Source organism: Vibrio sp. NH-UV-68 (assembly GCF_042940635.1).
GTDB classification, from domain to species: domain Bacteria; phylum Pseudomonadota; class Gammaproteobacteria; order Enterobacterales; family Vibrionaceae; genus Vibrio; species Vibrio pacinii.
Window position 1 is genome coordinate 772,067 of record NZ_CP134976.1, and the last position, 19,961, is coordinate 792,027.

General features: G+C 44.5%; 15 protein-coding genes and 1 pseudogene. 12 read left to right on the top strand and 4 right to left on the bottom strand.

Annotated elements, in window-relative coordinates; all coding sequences use genetic code 11:
• The first annotated feature begins 77 nt into the window (after positions 1-77).
• Complete coding sequence (locus tag ViNHUV68_RS17855) at positions 78-2,879, top strand: methyl-accepting chemotaxis protein (protein ID WP_391090398.1); 2,802 nt, start codon at positions 78-80, stop codon at positions 2,877-2,879.
• Positions 2,880-3,029: 150 nt separating this feature from the next.
• Here ViNHUV68_RS17855 and ViNHUV68_RS17860 read toward each other — a convergent pair whose 3' ends face one another.
• Entirely contained in the window at positions 3,030-3,560 is a 531-nt protein-coding gene (locus ViNHUV68_RS17860) for a flavodoxin domain-containing protein (RefSeq protein WP_391090400.1), read from the bottom strand.
• A 66-nt stretch (positions 3,561-3,626) separates the two neighbouring features.
• Positions 3,627-4,022, bottom strand: coding sequence for a DUF4345 domain-containing protein (locus tag ViNHUV68_RS17865; RefSeq protein WP_061900705.1), 396 nt, complete (start codon positions 4,020-4,022; stop codon positions 3,627-3,629).
• Between the two features lie 152 nt (positions 4,023-4,174).
• Here ViNHUV68_RS17865 and ViNHUV68_RS17870 point away from each other — a divergent pair, with 152 nt between their 5' ends.
• Positions 4,175-5,143: a cupin domain-containing protein gene (locus ViNHUV68_RS17870; RefSeq protein ID WP_391090402.1), complete on the top strand. Its 969-nt coding sequence runs from the start codon at positions 4,175-4,177 to the stop codon at positions 5,141-5,143.
• A 93-nt stretch (positions 5,144-5,236) separates the two neighbouring features.
• Here ViNHUV68_RS17870 and ViNHUV68_RS17875 read toward each other — a convergent pair whose 3' ends face one another.
• Positions 5,237-6,064, bottom strand: coding sequence for an NmrA family NAD(P)-binding protein (locus ViNHUV68_RS17875; protein ID WP_391090404.1), 828 nt, complete (start codon positions 6,062-6,064; stop codon positions 5,237-5,239).
• A 455-nt stretch (positions 6,065-6,519) separates the two neighbouring features.
• On the opposite strand from ViNHUV68_RS17875, the gene ViNHUV68_RS17880 reads away from it, so the two are divergent.
• The 10 genes and pseudogenes from ViNHUV68_RS17880 to ViNHUV68_RS17925 form a co-directional block, all read left to right on the top strand.
• Positions 6,520-6,975 (top strand): GNAT family N-acetyltransferase, encoded by a 456-nt coding sequence (locus tag ViNHUV68_RS17880; RefSeq protein ID WP_391090406.1) that lies wholly within the window; start codon positions 6,520-6,522, stop codon positions 6,973-6,975.
• Between the two features lie 108 nt (positions 6,976-7,083).
• Complete coding sequence (locus ViNHUV68_RS17885) at positions 7,084-8,166, top strand: AarF/UbiB family protein (RefSeq protein ID WP_391091864.1); 1,083 nt, start codon at positions 7,084-7,086, stop codon at positions 8,164-8,166.
• A 294-nt stretch (positions 8,167-8,460) separates the two neighbouring features.
• Positions 8,461-10,344, top strand: a complete 1,884-nt coding sequence (locus ViNHUV68_RS17890) for a methyl-accepting chemotaxis protein (protein WP_391090408.1) — start codon at positions 8,461-8,463, stop codon at positions 10,342-10,344.
• Between the two features lie 149 nt (positions 10,345-10,493).
• A complete protein-coding gene (locus tag ViNHUV68_RS17895) occupies positions 10,494-11,381 on the top strand; it encodes a chemotaxis protein CheW (protein WP_391090410.1) in 888 nt (295 codons plus the stop codon).
• Between the two features lie 22 nt (positions 11,382-11,403).
• Positions 11,404-12,678 carry a hypothetical protein gene (locus tag ViNHUV68_RS17900; protein ID WP_391090412.1) on the top strand — a complete coding sequence of 425 codons (1,275 nt, stop codon included), beginning with the start codon at positions 11,404-11,406 and terminating at the stop codon, positions 12,676-12,678.
• 48 nt (positions 12,679-12,726) lie between these two features.
• Positions 12,727-14,367: an EAL domain-containing protein gene (locus ViNHUV68_RS17905; RefSeq protein ID WP_391090414.1), complete on the top strand. Its 1,641-nt coding sequence runs from the start codon at positions 12,727-12,729 to the stop codon at positions 14,365-14,367.
• A gap of 18 nt (positions 14,368-14,385) precedes the next feature.
• On the top strand, positions 14,386-14,742 hold the full coding sequence (locus ViNHUV68_RS17910) for a hypothetical protein (RefSeq protein ID WP_391090416.1): 357 nt from the start codon (positions 14,386-14,388) through the stop codon (positions 14,740-14,742).
• A gap of 557 nt (positions 14,743-15,299) precedes the next feature.
• The gene (locus tag ViNHUV68_RS17915) at positions 15,300-16,472 is read left to right on the top strand and encodes a methyl-accepting chemotaxis protein (protein ID WP_391090418.1); all 1,173 of its coding nucleotides are present in this window, start codon (positions 15,300-15,302) and stop codon (positions 16,470-16,472) included.
• A gap of 285 nt (positions 16,473-16,757) precedes the next feature.
• Complete coding sequence (locus ViNHUV68_RS17920; protein WP_391090420.1) at positions 16,758-18,308, top strand: methyl-accepting chemotaxis protein; 1,551 nt, start codon at positions 16,758-16,760, stop codon at positions 18,306-18,308.
• Between the two features lie 78 nt (positions 18,309-18,386).
• Positions 18,387-18,703, top strand: a pseudogene (locus tag ViNHUV68_RS17925) (transposase); the annotation flags it as partial.
• 59 nt (positions 18,704-18,762) lie between these two features.
• Here the strand turns inward: ViNHUV68_RS17925 and ViNHUV68_RS17930 are convergent.
• Positions 18,763-19,940, bottom strand: a protein-coding gene (locus tag ViNHUV68_RS17930; protein WP_391090422.1) for an IS3 family transposase whose coding sequence is annotated in 2 segments (ribosomal slippage) — positions 18,763-19,682 and positions 19,682-19,940 — 1,179 coding nt in all. Because the reading frame shifts where the segments join, the coding sequence is not laid out codon by codon here.
• Positions 19,941-19,961 lie beyond the last annotated feature (21 nt).

The following is a 19,961-nucleotide window of genomic DNA, read 5'->3' on the forward strand; positions in this document are numbered from 1 at the left end:
CATAACTTGTGTCAATTTATGAGATGTTTATCGCATCGAAACGTTTCGAAATGAAAATAACTGGATAAGGTTGGATAATGAACAGCACCTTAAATAAGCTTCCCTTATCGACATTGCTCGTCGGTTCTTTATTACTCGTTGGTATCTTGCCAGTGATCATTTCCTCAATATCTTCGCTGTCGACGGCACAACATGCCATGCGCAATAAAGCGTTTAATAATCTCGAGTCGGTGCGCTCTGTGAAGCAAGAGCAGTTGACGGAGTTTTTAGACGATAGAAGGAGTGACATGAGTGTTTTGTCTGAGATGGTGAATTCTTTCTATGATCAGTCGGCTTACAATCTAGATAAAGATGTTCGAGATAAGGCTGGTCGAATTCAGGCTTTAGTGTCTCAATTAGAGACAGAGCTCTCTCTTTTTTCACAGAGCTACGACACGAAAGAAGCGATAAAGGCTTTCAGTCAATCCTTTCAACCGAATGAGGCCGTCAAAGACAATGCTCGATGGAGAATCAATGACAGTATTTTTGGTGCTCATGTTGAGACTTATCGCACCAGCTTTGATTGGCATGATGCGTTACTTCTAAACGTTGATGGTGATATTATCTACTCTGCCGCCAAGTTAAAAGACCTTGGTTTGAACGTTTCGGATTCAACAATCGCCTCATCAGGGTTAAATGAAGCATTTACTAAAGCCCAAAAACAAGGTTCGGGTAACAAAGCATTTTGGGGTGATGTTTCCTATTATCCACCAGCGGATGAGTTCTCTGCTTTCCTGGTTGAAGCCGTGACAGATTCGAACCGACAAGGCAAGTTGCTTGGTTACGTGGCACTGCGTTTGCCAGTAGAAAGGGTCGACCAAAATTTGGTCAGTAGCGATAATGAAGCGTCGGTCAATGAATACACTTTCTTAGTGGGGCCGGATAAAAAGTTAAGGTCAAACGCGCCTTTTTTAACCATGGTAGAGTCACACAAAAACTCAGAGCCCTTAAACATTTACAGTGTTGAAAGCGCTCAAGATGGCTCTGAAGGGATGGCGATTGCACGAAACTATAATAACCAGCTTGTGATGACTCAGTGGAAAACGGTAAGAATTTCTGAAGATTTGAGTTGGATACTGGTGGGTGAGAGAACGATTGAAAGGGCCCTTGTTCCTGTTGATAAGGAAGGAGTTACGTTTTATGAAAGATATGCAAACCTCTATGGCTACTATGATGTTCTACTCGTAGAGCCTCAAGGGGAGATCTTTCACACTGTTGAAAAAGAACAAGACCTCAATACGAATGTCTTTTCTGGACCATATTCGAATTCTAATTTAGCGTCGCTCATCAAACGCGTATCCGAGAGTAAGCGAATAGGCATCGCTGACTTCGCTCGTTACTCGCCTTCTGGTGATGCTCCATCCTCATTCCTAGCAACCCCCATTTATGACCAGAAGGGCGCTATTAAGCTCTATGTGGCGCTTCAGTTGTCCTTAGAGGCAATAAATAACATCATGCATTTAGACGATGGTATGGGGGAAACCTCTGAAACTTATCTAGTAGGAGAGGACTTCAGAATGCGATCGGACTCAATGCGGTCCGCGAGCAGTCACAGTGTCAATGCGTCTTTTGCTGGAACAGTAGAAAAAAATGGAATGAACACAGAAGCGGTTAAGTCGGCGTTGGGTGGTCATGCAGAGACAAGGGAAGTGCTAGGGTACAGAGGGGAAAAGACTCTGTCATCTTTTAACTCAATCCACGTTGATGGGTTCAATTGGGCAATAGTGACAGAAATAGAAAGTAATGAAGCGTTTGCTGATATAGCTAAAATGCAGTTTAACACATGGGTGACACTTGGTATTTCTATTATTTTTATATCCTTTGTAGCCATCTACTTGTCAGGTATTATCAAAAGGCCTTTGGGTGGGGAGCCATTAGAAATGATGGAGCTTGCGAATCAAGTAGCCCAAGGCAAGTTAACCAATACCTTTAGTAACAACACAAGAGAAGGCACAATATATTCGTCACTCAGAGAAATGTCGCTGAACCTTAGGGCATTGATTAAACACATTGTCGAGTCCAGTCAGCTACTTACAACAAGTGCTCAAGACTCCTCTAACGTTGCAGTGCGCACCACCCAGGCGATCAAGCAGCAGCATCAAAACATAGAGCTTGTTGCTACCGCGGTAAATCAAATGAATGTTTCGTTCCAAGAAGTCGCGACGAGCTCTGCATCTGCTTCTCAGTCTTCACGTAATGCTAAAGAGAAAAGCATCGAGGGAATCGAGCTTCTCAATGAAGGAAATCAGCAGATAGAGCAACTCGTTGTTGACATGAGAGACTTGGCAAAAGAAATGGAGCAACTTAAAGTCAGCAGTGCAAACATTGATCAGGTTATTACCGTCATCCATAGCATCAGTGAACAGACAAACCTATTGGCTCTTAACGCTGCGATTGAAGCGGCGAGAGCTGGGGAGCAAGGGCGAGGGTTTGCAGTCGTCGCTGATGAAGTCCGTGTCTTGGCTCAAAAAGCCCAAGACTCTGCAACGGATATTCAAACAATGGTTATGACGCTCCAGCAAGCTGCGAACAAGTCTATCTCAGGAATGGAGAAAAATGTATTGCAAGTTGAGGAAGTGAGTCAGCGCTCATTGAACACCAGCAAAACATTTGAACAAATTAATGACGCAGTGACGCAAATCGATGAAATGATGGATCAGATTGCCACCGCGACGGAAGAACAGTCTCAGGTAACCGGTGATATAGCTAAACGAATCGAAGAGATTAGCGAGAGCTCTATTGAAACGGCAACAAGTACAAATCAACTAATGCAGACCAGCTCTAGTGTCGCTCAGTCGGCAGAGGAACTCAGTAACCACTCTAAAAAGTTTCAAGTTTAATCGGGTTATCTTTGTCAGTTAAAACATCAGTTTGAAGACATAGAAACAATGCATCAATCACGGTTTGTGTACTGCCCTCAGCAAGCCGCGGTTGATGCTATTGGTGTTATTGTTGATAACATATGCCTACAGCACCTAGAGTATGTTATGTTACGGAGCGGCTAACGTATGGACAAAGTGGTGAGTCCAGCGTTTTATCATTGCCCAATCTCTATAATCCCCTTCACTCACGCCGTTGCTTTTCGCGATCCACTTGAGGGGAAAACGAAAGTACCAAGGCATTACCTTTAGCTTTAATGTACCAGGAAAACCTGCAACCATAATTGGTTTAACTTGGGTGTTCATGCTAAGCAGTGTGTCATCGTAGACTTGCTTGTCATCAATTGGGTTTGATGTGCCTTGCACAAGAGAAAGACAAGTATAAAAATACGCAACAGGAATCTTTCTGAGTATCGTTTGATGGCGAGTCACATACTGTCTGACGGTGGGTAACCACTTGTCATAACGGATGGGACTTCCCACTATCACCGCTTCACCATCTAGAGGTGCACGCGCATTTTCAGCATTTTGGCACTCAACCTGCAGACCTAATCGAGAAAGCTCGGTTGCCATTGAGCGCGCAATGTCTTCGGTTGAGCCAAATCCCGAGTCGTACACGATGAGCACTTTATTAAAGTTCATGATATGGGTCCTTTCGATGAGTCACTGAAAATTTGAACATGGTTGATATTGAGCGAGAAAAACACGTTATGTGAACGCTTTCGTCTTTCTAAAGGCGACGAAGAGTAAAACCGCAATCGCAATTTCTACCGCTAGCGCGGCCAAAATAGCCTCAGACGGCATACCATCGGTAAGTATTCCTATTACTCTACCCACAGGAAAAGCGAAAAAAACGATTTTTGCAGCAATGATGGAGGTCTTAGATAAGGGATGATAAAAGAGGCCAGCTAGCATTACTGCGCCCAATACAGCGAGATTTGTCCCCGGTCCTCGTAGCTCACTGAGTAGGCTTGGGTCATCCGCGAGCGCAATACCATAGCTTAAGTAAAAAGTATGTGGCTCTAACGCAATAAACCCGCCGATAGTAAAGGCGGTCACCCCGGCTATCCCTAAAACAATACGTTCAAACATAGATACAATCATGGTGCAATCTCCTTCTGGATTTTATGACATCATTGGATTTACTGACTAGAGCCACAAAACTGCGGCAGGCAGTGAACGTTGTTTATTAGACCAAATTGGGCGATGATTTAATTGACAGAAAGTCGCTGAACGTTTGCAGGAAGTACATATTGATGGACGATAGAAGAACACAAGCCATGGCGAAGTTTGAACAAAACAGGCGCCAGGATGAGGAAGTCAGCTCTCCGCTCAGTCAACTGAAAATGAGTAGCGTTTTTTATACTTACTCAACGTTGAAGCAACCTTGGGGGGTGAAGATCCCTGCTATTCCCTCTAGTACAATGTTTCACTTGGTGCTAGAGGGCGAAGCGTCAGTTTCAGCGTATGGGACACGCGTAAAACTGGGGCCTGGTGACTTTATTTTGCTACCACGAGGTACCGGTCATGATATCGTTGACGTCAATAACACACCAGCCAATGACCTGTTTGACAATGATATCGAAAAAATCACCGAACACTATGAGCGTTTAACTACGGCTGGTGAAGGTGCGTTGACGACGACTCTGTGCGGCACGGTCTTGTTTGATAACGAGGTGACGACATCCATCATTCAATCAATGCCAGACTATATTTTGGTGCCGTCACAATCCCCAGCGCACCAAACCATCGAAAGTGTGGTCCAATCGATACACAGAGAAACTGAAAATGAGGATTATGGCGCAGGACTTATTGTCTCTAAGTTGGCGGATGTATTAATCCTTCAATGTATTCGTGCTTGGGTGAATGAACTCTCTGATGAGCATCAAACTTGGCTACTGGCACATACAGATAAGCGTCTTTCTCGTGCGATGAAAAAAATACATGGAGACCCCTCTGCGCATATCGATATTGAGTCTTTAGCTGAGTTATCTGGTATGTCTCGTACCAGCTTCATTGATTATTTTAAGAAAATCGTGGGTCAGACGCCTAAGAAGTACATTACACATTGGCGCTTATCGTTAGCGCGAGAGCGCTTGTTGCATGGCAATGAGCATATTCTCAATATTGCACTCGATGTTGGCTATCAATCTGAAGCCGCGTTCAGCCGTGCATATAAGAGTAAGTATGGAGTGTCACCATCTTATTCTAAGAAAACTGGATAACACTGTTTACCGTTTTATCTAGGGAACGGCGGGCAACCCGATGTAAACTCGGGCTGCCCAATGGTGATGGTTGAATCTCCCGTCCTGAATGCTCTATCCCCAGTAACCTCCTTCAATGGTTTTGGTGACATAGTCTGAGAACTTTGTCGGCTTGGTGCCAGTGGCTTCCTCGACACCATACGCAAGGTTTGAGTTACGCCCGTCAAAGACAACAGTGAAGAGCTCATTAAGAAGCCATTGGTAATCTTCTGGTACGTTTTGCTCTTTGAGGATGTTTAAATAGTCATCGATACTGACCGAGGTAAATTTAATCTCTTTGTTGAGCTGTTTGGAAATCTCATCAACGCAGTCCTGAAAGGTCAGTAACTCAGGACCGGTCACCTCATACAGGCGGTTGCGTTTGCTTGGGTCAACCAGAGTGGCCACCGCTACTTCTGCAATGTCATCCGTGTCAATGAAGGGCTCTGGTGTGTTTCCAGCAGGTAATATTAAGTGGCCGTTCAAGATGCCATCAGCCATAAAGCTTTCGCTAAAGTTTTGTGCAAACCAAGAAGCGCGAACCACATTCCATTCTAGGCCACTGTTGATAAGAACTTGCTCCGCTCTTTCAGCCCTGTCTTCACCTCGCCCTGAAAGCAAGACAACATGCTCAACGCCCTCGGCTTTCGCCACTTCGATAAATGCGCGGATATCACTTTCTGCATTGGGTACGGCAAGGTCGGGCTGATAAGTCACGTACGCTGATTTTGCGCCTTTTAAGGCGCCAGGCCAAGTTGCTCTATTTTCCCAGTCAAAGCAAGTTGAGGTGCTGCGGGAGACTGGGCGAGTCTCAAAGCCAAGTTCAATGAGTCTTTTGTTGACACGAACACCGGTTTTTGCATTTTTTCCGATGATGACAATGGGGGTAGATGGATTGTTCATGATGGATCTCCTCGTGGGATTATGACGTGTTGTTCATCATGTCCTGAGAGTGCCTTTAGTGGAATGACATTAAGTTCGTATTTGTTTGCATAAAGTTCAAAATTTGAGAAAGGGGACGATACATGGGGTTGAGGTTTTAATCACTCGAAATGAAACCTTTGTACATATGTCGTCTTGATGAAAAGCCTTGTGACCTCATGGAGATGACTAGTTCCAACGACAATGTCGCTATTCCTGAACGAAACGTTATAAAAAACGGACTTTCAGTCAAGTGGAGATGGAGCGGTTGAGTATGATGTATCACGATTACGTTAGAAGTCGATGCGTAATGAACGGATTTATCATAAATACTCAGTCCCAGGCGAGGAAGTGTGACGGACTTGGGAATGTCCAAGACCATTGGATGTTAAGGAAAATAATGTTTAGTGATAAGTAAGCGCAATAGGGAGATAGCTATGGTTCGATTTCGTAACGCTCAGCAAGAAGATCTGACGTGCTTAGTGCACTTGCTCGCTGACGATCCGTTGGGTCGTGATAGAGAGGATACGACCCAACCTCTAGATGAACGATATCAGCAAGCGTTTCAAGCTATATTGAGTAATGCGCAAAATCAACTGATTGTCGCGGAACTTGACAATGAGGTTGTTGGAATGTGCCAATTGACGTTCATTCCTTATTTGACCCATAAGGGAGGATGGCGATGCTTGATTGAAGGCGTCAGAGTGAAAGCGACAGTAAGAGGGCTGGGAGTTGGAACCGCACTGATTCACTATGCGCTCGATCTCGCGAAGGCATCAAACTGCATTATGGTCCAGTTAACCAGTGATAAATCTCGTCCTGACGCTATCGCGTTTTATCAACGCTTAGGGTTTAGAGACAGCCACGAAGGTCTCAAACTACTCATCGGATAGTCTATCGTCTACTCCGGTTTCCTACACCTCAATTTTCTGTCGCACAGATGAAGACGAATGAATTCTATTTGGTAGGCTTCAACACTCTAGGATATGAAGGAAAAGAAAATGAATGCTCGTCACGTAAAGCAACAGTTATTTGAAGAAAGTGGTCAGAATCTTATTGTGGGAAGAGTCATTGACTGTCCCATTGAACCTGAACATTTAGCACAAACGACAGCTGATTCCCCTTATGTTATCGAGGCTTTTGATAGCGGTTTGACAGCGGAAGTCTATAGAGTTCGTTTTGACAATAAGGACTTTACTCTAAAGAAGAAGCGTCAAAGTGCAAAGGTGCAAAACTTAGATGGTCAATTTTCTTTTCTTAATGAGGTTCAGCGGCGTCAGGACTTTCAGAAGTTAAAAGCAGAGCGTCGTACTGGTCGGTCTCTTGATGGAATTGTGAATACCGTTTATGCCGACTATCGATTAGGGATCATCTTATCTGAATGGATAGAAGGTGCGCCAATCCAAAACCTAACGACTGAAATACTCCAGCAACTGTTTTCGACTTTGATGATGTGTGAACAAAACGGATTGTTCGAGTGGGACTTATGCTCTGGCAATTTGTTAGTTGACTATCATCAACAACTTAAATTGTTCGATTTTGGTTACATGTATGAGTTTGACCCTAGACGGGCGTTTAATAGTAACGGAACGAACGATCCGCTATTTAACTTCTGTGAAAGGTTTGAGACGCGTTTCTTATCTGGATGGTTACTCGAGAAGGAGTATACCCAGGATAAGGCCCTCATTTTGTTTAGAGAGGTCAAAATGACCGCACTAAAAGCCATAGAGGATAAAATAACTTGGCTTGAGGGGAACGGTGGCGAGTCTTATATCATCGAATACTATCGTTGTATCCAGAGAGAGTTCAGCGAGGCCATTTCTAACCAATCAGTACTTGAGCGGTGTTTCTTAACAACCATGTTCCGCTCTCATGTGCTTGATATTGAGGACGATCTGGAAGGCAAAAGTTGCACAGCCTTAACACTCAAGCGAATTGATGTCGTTCAAGAGATTCTCAATCATCATTTTCCACTGCTTGAAAGTTACGGTGCTCTATTTTATCAGAATGAAGGAGCCACTCAGGAAGAGTTGCGCCTTAGATATGAACAGAAGTGGAAGCTAGCGGAAAGCTACCAGTTGTAAATAGAACGGAAGATATCAGTCTTACCTGATCCCCTAACCGTTAAATTTATCTAATTTTCCTACGTGAGCCGAACGATTTGCAAGATTTCTTGGACTTTTTGTCAACCGTAATATCACTTTTATTAATACTATTGTTCTTATTGTCATTAGTTTTCTTGGCTTCATTTGATCGATTTTTGAATCATTGTCTCATTAGAGCATTTGAATTTTTAATGAGATGCCGATCGACTATTCATTGAAAAAATAAACTAAATGTAGGAATATCCCTAAAGAAAGCGCTTTCACGGAGGGGTTATGGGGCTAAATAAGAAATTATTATTGATTTTTGGGGTGATATTTTTGGCGGTTGTCACTGCGATTAGTGGTTGGGGTTACTTCTCTTTTAAAGCCGAGTCCACGAAGAACTATCAAGAACGCTTAGAAAGAGAAAGCTTGCTTATAGGACGAGCGCTAGAGCAGCGAATCGAACGAAACTTTGATGTGCTGAAGACGGTCTCGAGCGTTATCTCAATATCGAGTGAAGGGATTTTTGATTTAGGCTCTCTAATGGGGCAACTGAACTCAATCGTAGAGCACAATAACGTTATTAATGCTTATGTGGCCCTTGCAGATGGTTCAACATTCTCCACATCGACCAAAGGATTGGTACCCAACTTTAACGCGAAAGAAAAACGACGTGAGTGGTTTGTCCGAGTCTTTTCCGGGGAGGGGCGCGTTGTGACCGCACCCTATCAGAGCGCAGAAGGGGATGCGGTGATGGCGGTCGCCGTCCCTGTCAATAGAGACGGCCGAGTGGTGGCAGCGTTAGTCACCAACATAAAAGTGAACACATTGACGTCCTTCATCTCGCGTTTAACTCCAGAGAACCAAGTTTGGGTGGCGCGTGAAGATGGCTACATTTTAGCTGCAAAACATCCGGAGTTGTTAGGGAAAGACCTGTATCAAGAGCGTCCAAGTTATGCTGCATTTCGTAATGAATCATCAAGCTCCCACTCTTACCAGTTTAACAACCGTGAGTATTACGTGGCATCACAGAAATTGAGCAGCAATGGTTGGACTGTATGGGGATGGGAGCCGTGGGAAAACATTACCGACGCTTCTGAAAGCAATTTGATGACCAGCCTAATGATTTCACTAGTGCTTATCCTCACGGCCCTCGTCATACTTTATCACTGCCTGAAAAAGTTTGTGTACGAACCCTTAGGCGGTGAACCACAGAACATCACTGCACTGATGGGACAGGTAGCGAGTGGTCATTTGAATGTAGGACAGCTCACCGGCGGTGAGACGGGCATTTATGCCTCGGCAATTGGCATGGCCAATAAGTTAAAAGTGATGCTTCAAGAGGTAAAAGATGTGTCGCAGCAAGTGGGTAATATCTCTGGGCAAGTTGACGCTACGGCTTCCAGTGTCAGTTTGAATGCAAATGACCAAATGCAAAACCTTGAGCAGACAGCCACAGCAATGAACGAAATGTCTTCTACCGTTGATGAAGTGGCGAGAAGTGCCGGCAACGCTTCTCAAGCGGCAGAGCAAGCTTACTTGAACGCAAGTGAAGGCATGAATTTGGTGTTAGAAGTCGATAAAGGGATTGATGCTTTAACCCGCGGGATTGCATCCGCACAACAAGCAATTTCGGCGGTTAATAGTGAATCTCAAAGTGTCGGTCAAATAGTGGACGTGATAGAAGATATTGCTGAGCAAACCAACTTACTTGCTTTAAATGCCGCGATTGAAGCCGCGAGAGCAGGAGAGCAAGGTCGAGGTTTCGCCGTTGTGGCGGATGAGGTGCGTAATTTAGCCAGTCGAACTCAAACCAGTACCGCTCAGATTCAGGAATTGATTAGCAAGTTGCAAGAGGAAGCCGCTCGCTCGGTTGAAGTGATGCAAAAGAACGAGAAAGAGTCGAACGATATCTTAGCTTTTTCTAAGCAAGCGACATCGTCACTTGAAACGATACAGTCCTCAGTGTCAGAGATCCAAGATATGAATAGCCAAATCGCGACAGCGGCAGAAGAGCAATCTGTTGTGGCTTCCCAAATTAATGAGTCTGTTTCAGACCTCAATGTGTTAGCTGGACAAACGCAGAAAGGCTCCTCTGAAAATAGAGAGTTAGCAAGTCAACTTAAAGGTAATGCTGAGCGTTTGGAGCAGCAAGTCAATCAATTTAAGTTCTAATTAAGGCAGGGCCTTTGGAGACCCCACGCAGAGCTAAGGGATTGTCTTTTTGCGCTCGGCTCTGCGCAGTGGTGAGTCAACGCTCAATCACTACAATCAAGGATGAAGTTATCTTGACCATCTTATCAGAACAGCCCCAAGGCGCGCTGATGTTTCGTTTACACGCACGCTCTACGCGGTTTGCGCTTGGCACGATTAAAATCAAAGAAATCGTGCCTTATCAGAGACCGACGGTGCTTCCAGCCTGCCACCAATACGTAGTGGGTGCGGTCACCATTCGTGGCACGAGTATGCCCATCGTTGATTTGTCCGCCGTAATGGGAGGACAAGGAGTCCCGGTTGAAGAGAGAGACTCTCAAACACTGATTGTGGCTGATTGCATGCGCATGCTGGTGGCGTTTATGGTGCATAATGTTGAGCATATCGTGCCCTGTGATTGGAAATCTGTTACACCATTGCCAGACACGCTAGGACAAGAAACTTTTATATTGGGCACGACGCGTTATGAGGAGCAACTGGTGCAGTTGCTTGATATCGAGCAGGTGTTAGTGGGTATTTTTCCGGCACAGATTGACGAAGCAGGGGTGAGACTATCTCAAGAAGAAATCGCTCTCCTGCAACAAGTGTCGGTCATGGTGGTTGATGACTCCAGTATTGCTCGCAAGCTTATTTCGGAATTATTAGACCGTTTTGGTGTGTCGTATCAAACCTTTGAAAGTGCCGATGAAGCCTTGTCTGTGCTGAGGGAGAACTCTGCCTCTCGTTCTGCATTCCATGTGTTAGTGAGTGACATAGAAATGCCGAAAATGGATGGGTATGAGTTGGTGTTTGCGGTCAACGATGACCCCAACACTCGAGCACTGTACACCATTTTACACACGTCTTTGTCCAGTGAGATGAGCCAAGGGCGTGCGAAGCAAGTCGGTGCTAAAGAAGCGTTGTCAAAGTTCAATGCGAGAGATTTGATGAACGCTTTGCTACGAGGAGCGAAAGAAAGCGCTGGCTTATCATCAAAACTAAAAGACCCTTTAACGTGATGCGAGATGTGGACGCTTGATAATGCAGACAATCAATAAATCGTCATATAACGGGTCTTGCTCACTTAAAGGCCCGGCGGCCATAGTGACCGGGCGTCGTTATAGTGATGAAGCAAACACAATAGCAGAAAAGGTGGCACAAGCGACCAGGATGAGGCACGCCAAGTGGCTAGTGAATCGTCAGTTTGTACTAGACCAGAGTAATGTCGATGCCTCACTGAGTGAGCAAGCACGGTATTGCGAGAGTGTCATAAACGATGAGCGTGAGAGAGTGACGCGCAATCAACGTCTGCTACTTCAATGTGAACGCGATAGAGTGAAAGACAAGTTACGCCAGCAAGAGGCTAGGCAACGTATTCATGCCGGTGTAGTGGAGGACATACTGGCCGAAACCGAAAGCTTGATGAGTACGCAGCTGTTAGGCATGTCGCCGGTTCAGCTATTTGGTCGCTTTCCCGACTTTGCCTATTTCGCATCTACGGCATACTCCCCTTCTTTAAGTGTGAGTAAGCTGTCTGTGCTGACGACGAATGATGCCTCATTAAATAGTGAAGTATTGTCTCTGATGGAGAATGCAAAGTTTCTTGAGCGGATTAAGCGTCGTCCGATGCCCCTGCAAGATGCAAAAGTCGCTATCGGCGCCTTAGGGCTGGATAACTGTGTTCGTCTTTTCCCCATATTGATGAGTAAGCCTCTTTTAAAGTGGCAAGAGCCCGTGACAAAAAACATCGCTCCAAAGCTTTGGCAATATATGATGGTTACTGCCAACGCCACCTGTCAGCGGCTTCGAGCCGCGGGGTGGCGTACCCCTGAGCAAGGCCTTTTTCTGGGCGTCTTGTTATCACTGGGCGCATTTTCGGTGGTCAACCAATACCCTCGTTTTTTTGAAGAAGCACTGATGACCAAAATGCAACAATACCGTGAGTCGAATGCGCGAGATAAGTATTACGCGTGTGCGGATGTCGCTCTCGATGTCAGCCGGCTCCCTCATGTATTGGCGTCCTTAGCCATCCCGTTGACAAAACATATTGTCAAAACGCTGCACTGGACGATGGCCACGCAGCCTCTCAAAGTCGCTTTGGAAGAAGAGTTAAATCAGGTGCCAGTGCTCGAACGCAGCTTATTAGGTGTCGCTCTGGCGCAAGGTCATGCGTTTTCTATCTATGAAGCATTAGAAAGTAGTGGTGTGTTTATTGAAAAACATAAACCCTTTTGGTTTGCCAATGTACAACTGTCAGCCAAGGATTTATCAATATTGAGCAATGCCCACCTTGGGCGACTTGAATTGTTGTCATGATGACATGGAGCAAAGAAGGTTCGTTCCTTCTTATCAAAGGGAAATAACATGGACAAGCAGGCTTTACCCCAAGCGTTACTCAGCCTTTTTGACACGGCAAGTGAAGGTTTGTGGTTCATGAGTGACGACAATGTCGTTCAGTTCTACAACCATTCCTTCTACCAACAGTTCGCACTCTCAGCAGATTATTCAACGTTGGATGATTGGCTGGCCCTTGTTCATCCTGAAGACCGAGAGCGATTAACGCAAGAAGTGGATGGACACCAAAAAGAGCAAACCTCGACACGTGTCAAAACCCGCTACCGGGTAAAAAACACGGCAGGTCGTTATCTATGGATAGAAGCCACGGGGGTGAGAGTGGAGTATCAAGGTGGGTTTGCCATGGTCGGCTCTCACAAAAACGTGTCAGAAGAAGTGTTCTTGAACCAGTATCTCACGCACATGGCCAACCATGACAGCGAGACGGGGCTGTTGAATCGGCACCAGTTTTTACAAAATGCGCCAAAGTTGAATAAAAACGGCTGGATTCTTGTGTGCTGCTTAACCCAATTGCAGCAGTTTCAACGACGAGTGGGGTATGATGCGACAGGCCAGCTCTCCTCAACTCTGGTGTCGACCTTAGATGACGTCTTGAACTTAAGGTACGGGTTGTATCGAATCAGTGCAGATGTCTTTGTGGTGACGATGGAGCAAGAGCTGGATGATGAGAAGGCGTGTTCATTGATGAGTCAAATCGAAGCGGTGTTTCATCAAGGTCGAATGTGCAGTACAACGCTGACCAGTCGACTCGGTCTTGGAGCACTCCCCGTCAGTGATTTGGATACCACCCACCCTTTAGAACAAATCTTTAATCTTTCTGAGTACACGCGATTGGTCTGCTCCCCGGTCACCTATACGGGGGAGTCACAACGTGACATTGACCGACACTTTGCCATACAAGACGCATTAGAAGTAGCCATTGACACACACCAAATCACGATTGCACTACAGCCAATAGTCGAAGCATCAACAGGAAACCTGATAAGTTTTGAGGCGTTAGCTCGGTGGGAGCACCCTGAGTTGGGTTCGATTTCACCCGCAGAGTTCATTCCCATCGCCGAGCGGTTAGGACATATACATGCATTGGGTTTGTTAGTTCTAGAGTATGCCTGCCAATATTTGGTGATGTTTGACTCCACACACAATGCGAGACCTTTAGTCAATGTCAATGTGTCGGCGCATCAATTACTGAAGGCGAGCTTTGTTGATGATGTGTGTGAGATTGTCGCTCGATTTGGTGTTTCCCCTAGTCGTATTGTGCTCGAAGTGACCGAGTCCTACCTACTTGATGAAGACCCTACCATTACAACAACACTTAATGAGCTGCATATCCACGACTTCAAGCTGTCCATCGATGATTTTGGGGCAGGAATGAGTGCGATTACAAGCTTGTTTAGGCTTCCGTTGTATCAGGTTAAATTGGATAGAGCGTTGATTCACGAAGCGATGCGACGTGATGCCTGCCTAAAGCTCATCACTCACTTGTGTGAGTTTGGTCGTACACACAATATCAGTCTGGTTGCGGAAGGCGTAGAGACCTCGGCGATGTTTAAGACATTAACCGGGGTAGGTGTACCGTACCTTCAGGGGTATTGTCTTTACAAACCTTGCTCGCCTGAAGTGTGGTTGGAAAAGCGCTCGCTGGTTTAAGGTTTAGGGAGGATACTAATGCTAAATTATACCTGCAAGTTATGTACTTTTGAATCAACGGTTGATGTACAAGAAACGGTTCCGTTTCAGATTGAGCATGGAGTCTGCGAGTTTTGTATGGATGATGTCCATCACGCGTTAAAAGTGAGTCATCAGTTCAACAAAGTTGAGCTTCATTTGAGAATCAATTTGCGTAAGCTCAGGTACAACTTACAGCGAGTGACACGCTATGATAAAGAAGTGAGTTCGATGCTTGATATCGTTCAATCAGAGGTGAGTGCCATTGAGCATGAGTTGGGAGAGTTGATATCAGACTATCCTTCGATAGCTGAAGTGTTATCGGAATATCGAAGTTTATTATGCGTGTATAAATAGAGAGCAGGTAGCAACACATGGTCATTGCGGAGTTTCGTTTTATTCATTGTGGCTATTCAGGCTCTTTGAGTGTGAGCGACGCCAACTTAGTCAGCAAGATACAAGAGCATATCAATCAGGGGAGGCGTCGAGAGCTGTTTGGGATGCTTATCGTACTTTTACTTGGAGAGTCTGCGTGGAGAAATGTGGTTAGAAATGCTAACTCTATTTTAATGGAATTGAAAGAGCTATATAAACTGAGCGATAGCTCGGTCAAGTTAAGTAATGGGGTGGACCTGCGAATTGTATAGAACCAAACGATCAGTGGTTATTAATTATGAAGCAGACATTATCATTCGCGATTAAGTCTATGTTATGCGGCTAGTAAGACACATACCACTATTAAACTCAAAGAATTGAAAGGAAATACAATGAAAAGCAACCACTTGATAATCGGTCTAACGACACTGAGTTTAGTTCTGAGTGTTTATTGGGCCGTTTTGCATCCTTTAGGAATCGTATTGTCCCTGTCTGTGATTGCTGTGACTTATCTTAGTTTCAGACATCTGAGGAGTTTGATGCATCAACTTCATCTGTATGAACAGATTATTGACTCCGTGCCGCACCCCTTGTCTGTTACTGATATGGATATGAAATGGACATTTGTAAATAAAGCAGCCACAGGGCCTTTGGGAGTGACTCGTGAAGAAGTGTTAGGTAAACACTGCTCTAACTGGGGGGCGAACATTTGCGGGACGGAAGATTGCGGTGTTCATTGTTTGCGAAATAATAACCCCACAACATTTTTTAACCAATGGGGCAAAGACTTCAAGGTCAGCACTTCATACATTACTGGCATCGACGGACAACATGTTGGCCATGTTGAGCTTGTTCAAGATATTTCAGATAAAGTAGCACTCCAAAATGTATATTATCAAGTTAAAGGATTGAGTGAGAGCCTAACTCTCGGCTCAAGTAATTTGAGCGATGCGAGTAATGCGTTAACGGTGGGTTCGACACAACAAGCTGCGTCGATAACCGAGATTAACCAATCAATTGCTAAGGTCTTAGAGCAATCAAACGGAAATGCGCAACGTGCTGAAGCCGCCTTGTTGATGTCTTCAGATGTAGAAGCTGCAACTCAGCAAATTTCTAGTCAAATCGAAGGGTTGATGAGGGTCATGGAGACTATCGAACAATCCAGTGGTTCTATAAGCCAAATCATCGATGTGATTGGTGATATAGCCTCTCAAACTAACCTATTAGCTTTAAATGCTTCTATAGAGGCAGCCAGAGCAGGAGAGTTAGGACGTGGCTTTGCGGTGGTCGCTGACGAAGTTCGTCAGCTCGCAGAAAGAAGTAATATCGCTGCGAGTGATTCTGCCTCTCACATAGAACACTCAGTCAGTAGCGTTAAGAAAGCAACGGAAATTTGTCAGTTATGTGTCCAAACGCTCGAACAGATAGTTGATCATGTTGACACTAATTCAGAAACGATTCGAGTGATAGATAGTGCCTCCAAAGAGCAAGTAGAAAGTCTTTCTCAAGTGAGTCAAGGAGTCAGCGAAATTGATCAAGTTGTTCATTCAACAGCAGCATCTGCAGAGCAGACATCGTCATCTGCTAATGAACTCAATCAGTTAGCTGAAAAGTTGCGTTATCAGCTAACTGAAATGGAAAAAATTGATGGATTATTTGATCAAACCAATGTGGGTAAAGAAATTGAGCGAATAGATGTCGTACAGCTATAACTAGTTATTGTTATGTCGTTTTTAATCAATGCTATAACGTTGACGTAATGGATGACTCGGCTTGTCATTTTATTGCCGCAAATCTTTTTTGGGGATAAGAATTAGCGCTTTTGTGTCAGTGCCTCTGCTAGTAAATAATGGGAAATGTAATGTTAACCGCCGAGTTGTATAGTACTGATTTGTTATTGATAATTGTCAATATCAAGTGACAGAGTTGATATAGAATGCTTCTAAAATTGAGCAGCTGCTCAGTTTATCTATCTATAACTAAGGGATTCAGACACAATGTCCACGGAAGACGAACGAGTACAATACTCAGAGTACGATAACTTAATTTCGACCACTGCACCGAATAGCCACATTACTTACTGTAATGAAGATTTTTGCCGTGTGGCTGGTTATGAAGAGGAAGAGTTGCTCGGTAAGCCGCATAATGTCATACGTCATGCTGATATGCCCAAAGCGGCATTTGGGCAGTTGTGGAGCTATATTCAGTCTGGAGAGAGCTGGATGGGTTTGGTCAAAAATAGGTGCAAGGAGAGAGGCCATTACTGGGTATCTGCTTTTGTTACGCCTATTATGGACAAAAATGGCAAAGTGTTTGAATACCAATCTGTAAGAACGCAACCAAGCGATGAACAGATATCAAGGGCGGAATCGCTTTACCACAACTTAAAAAATGGTAATTCAAGCTCAAAGCGTATCAAATGGATAAACTTGCTGACATTTTTTTTCGGTCTGCAAAGTGCCCTGCTGCTTTTGCTACTTTCTGAGGTTATCCCTTCCTCACTCGCTTTAGGCGGACTACTTCTGTTTGGGTCCTTACAAGTCATTGCTATTTTCTCTTTACGTAAGCGTATGAACTCGCTGAATGATTTAGCTCTAAACTGTTATGACAATGCTCTAATGGAAAGGCCTTATACCGGATACTGCGATGACCTGTCGCGCATCGAGCTTGCACTTATGATGAAACAGGCGGAGCTCAGAGCCGCAACCGCGAGAGCCACTGATACTACAGAGAATATATTGCAGTCTGCTAGCGAAGACTTGATGAATAGTCAGGCAATAGATAAGGAGCTTCACGATCAACAAGTGGCGACAGACGCCATGGCGGTTTCTTCAGAAGAAATGTTGAGTTCGATTGGTGAAGTGTCCCAAAGCGCAAAACAATCGGTTGAGTTTGTTGATAACGCACGTCGCAGCGCACAGGAAGGCATGCAGACTATTGATGTGGCGGTGGAATCTGTTAGGGATCTGAGTCATCAGATTCATTCGTCGAGCGCTTTGCTTGATAAGCTAAATAACGATGTTCAAAGCATTGAGCTTATTCTAAGCATGATTCAAGAAATATCAGAACAGACGAACTTGCTGGCTCTCAATGCTGCCATTGAAGCAGCGAGAGCGGGAGAGCATGGAAGAGGTTTTGCGGTGGTTGCGGATGAGGTTAGGGCTTTGTCGACAAAAACGAGCTCTTCGGTGAGTGACATACGATTGAAAATTGACAGCTTACACATGGCAGTGGTGGAAACTCGCCAGGTTATGGAACAAGGAATGGAGGCGTCAAGTCAAAATCTTACCCTCTCTCAAAAGAGCAAAGCATCATTTGAAGCGATTGTTAGCGATCTATCGTCTATAGCGGAACAAAGTGCGAGTACTTCTTTGGCTATCGAAGAGCAGGTAGAAGTAACGAAAGGCATGAGTGAGCATGTAGTACGTATGAATGAAGCTATTGTAACCACCAAGGAACTTTCTTCACATTCGGTTAAGAGAACTCATGATTTGGTTGTAAATTTAGAAAGTCTGCAAAGACTGGTTATGCAATTCAGTCAGACATAGGTCAATATTGCTCGTACATAAATGAAGTAAGAATTGTTTATACATCTTTTACTTTAGTAGGTACCGAAGGTCAATTAATTGACCTTCGGTACCTACTATAAACTAACTTTAATCAATCGTAGCTCACTGACATTTTGGATTGATGAGAAAGTCATTCAGTCTTGGAAACAAGTCAAGCAAAGTCAAGGTTGAAGGCCTCGTTTTTAAATGACTTAGCTACTACGACAGATCTGATGGTGAAGCGAGAGTTTTCAATGCTGTGGAGAGGTTTGCAAAGATTCATCAACTTTATTTTTAAGCTCACTCAGCTGCCATTGCCATTGCCATGACCTCATTACTCATGCATTACTAAGCGAGTCAAAATGGTTAACGTCGATTTCAAGACCCAAATTGAATGAACTATCCAGTATCGAGCCATTGATGCGACATGGCTAAACGTCTACAGTTGTAGTGGTCAACTAAAATTGGCCACGGTTTTAGAGTTTTCCCAATATAATCGTTCTGATTCATTGGGAGTTAAACCACCGTTATACTGATGTGGTCTGAGTTGGCAGTAATATCCGATAATGTAACGGGTAACCTCTTGTTGAGCCTCAGTGAAGCTACGATAACCCACAGTTGGCACCCATTCCGTTTTCAGACTTCTAAAGAAGCGCTCCATCGGCGCATTATCCCAACAATTTCCTCGGCGAGATAAACTCTGTTTTATTTGAAAACGCCACAGCAATTGACGGTATTTACGGCTAGTATAATGACTGCCTTGATCGCTATGGAACATAACACCTTTAGGCTTACCACGAGACTCATAAGCCATCGAAAGAGCTTTGCCTGTTAGCTTAGAATCAGGTGATAGAGACATCGACCAACCAATCACTTTTCGGGCAAAAAGATCGATAACAACTGCTAAATACATCCACCGATTACCTGTCCAAATATACGTAACATCACCAGCCCAAACCTCATTTGGGGCGGTAACCGCAAACTGACGACCTAAGTGATTTGGAACTTCAATATGTTCTTGTGAAGCCTTTCTGTAGCGATGCTTTGGCTCTTGGTAACTCACTAAACCAAGCGTTCTCATAAGCTTTGTTGCTCGGTATCGGCTCAGCTTTACACCCTGATTTGTGACTATATCTGCAATGGTTCTCGCGCCCGCAGAGCCATTGCTTGCGGCATGAGCCTCACTGACCAAGCTGCACAATTTTACTGTTTCAGCATTAATTACCGTTGGGCGTTTAAGCCAATAGTGATAACTACTTCGATGAACATTAAAGACTTCGCATAATGTTTTTACGCTGTAGCTCTGCTTGAGTTTCTTGATTATCAAGAATTGTTCAGTGAGTCCGACATCAACAGAGCCGTGGCTTTTTTTAATATTTCATTATGCTCTTCAAGACGAGCCAGCTTCTTTTTTAATTCCCGAATTTCTATTTGTTCAGAGGTCATAGGTGAAGCTTTCGGTGTTTTCCCTTGGCGTTCTTCTCTAAGCTGGCGAACCCATTTATCCATCGTGGATTTCCCCACATTCATGGCTTGGGCCGCTTCAGTTACTGAGTAGTTTTGGTCTAGAACTAACTGCGCTGCTTCTAACTTAAATTCTGCGCTAAATAGTCGTCTTGTACGTTTTGTCATAGTGTCACCTGTTAACTTATG

Excerpts from the sequence above, each read along its gene's own strand:
- ViNHUV68_RS17910 (WP_391090416.1), top strand. The coding sequence starts at position 14,386 with ATGCTAAATTATACCTGCAAGTTATGTACTTTTGAATCAACGGTTGAT.
- ViNHUV68_RS17885 (WP_391091864.1), top strand. The coding sequence starts at position 7,084 with ATGAATGCTCGTCACGTAAAGCAACAGTTATTTGAAGAAAGTGGTCAG.
- ViNHUV68_RS17875 (WP_391090404.1), bottom strand. The coding sequence starts at position 6,064 with ATGAACAATCCATCTACCCCCATTGTCATCATCGGAAAAAATGCAAAA.
- ViNHUV68_RS17890 (WP_391090408.1), top strand. The coding sequence starts at position 8,461 with ATGGGGCTAAATAAGAAATTATTATTGATTTTTGGGGTGATATTTTTG.
- ViNHUV68_RS17915 (WP_391090418.1), top strand. The coding sequence starts at position 15,300 with ATGCATCAACTTCATCTGTATGAACAGATTATTGACTCCGTGCCGCAC.
- ViNHUV68_RS17920 (WP_391090420.1), top strand. The coding sequence starts at position 16,758 with ATGTCCACGGAAGACGAACGAGTACAATACTCAGAGTACGATAACTTA.
- ViNHUV68_RS17895 (WP_391090410.1), top strand. The coding sequence starts at position 10,494 with ATGTTTCGTTTACACGCACGCTCTACGCGGTTTGCGCTTGGCACGATT.
- ViNHUV68_RS17870 (WP_391090402.1), top strand. The coding sequence starts at position 4,175 with ATGGACGATAGAAGAACACAAGCCATGGCGAAGTTTGAACAAAACAGG.
- ViNHUV68_RS17880 (WP_391090406.1), top strand. The coding sequence starts at position 6,520 with ATGGTTCGATTTCGTAACGCTCAGCAAGAAGATCTGACGTGCTTAGTG.
- ViNHUV68_RS17905 (WP_391090414.1), top strand. The coding sequence starts at position 12,727 with ATGGACAAGCAGGCTTTACCCCAAGCGTTACTCAGCCTTTTTGACACG.
- ViNHUV68_RS17855 (WP_391090398.1), top strand. The coding sequence starts at position 78 with ATGAACAGCACCTTAAATAAGCTTCCCTTATCGACATTGCTCGTCGGT.
- ViNHUV68_RS17865 (WP_061900705.1), bottom strand. The coding sequence starts at position 4,022 with ATGATTGTATCTATGTTTGAACGTATTGTTTTAGGGATAGCCGGGGTG.
- ViNHUV68_RS17860 (WP_391090400.1), bottom strand. The coding sequence starts at position 3,560 with ATGAACTTTAATAAAGTGCTCATCGTGTACGACTCGGGATTTGGCTCA.
- ViNHUV68_RS17900 (WP_391090412.1), top strand. The coding sequence starts at position 11,404 with ATGCAGACAATCAATAAATCGTCATATAACGGGTCTTGCTCACTTAAA.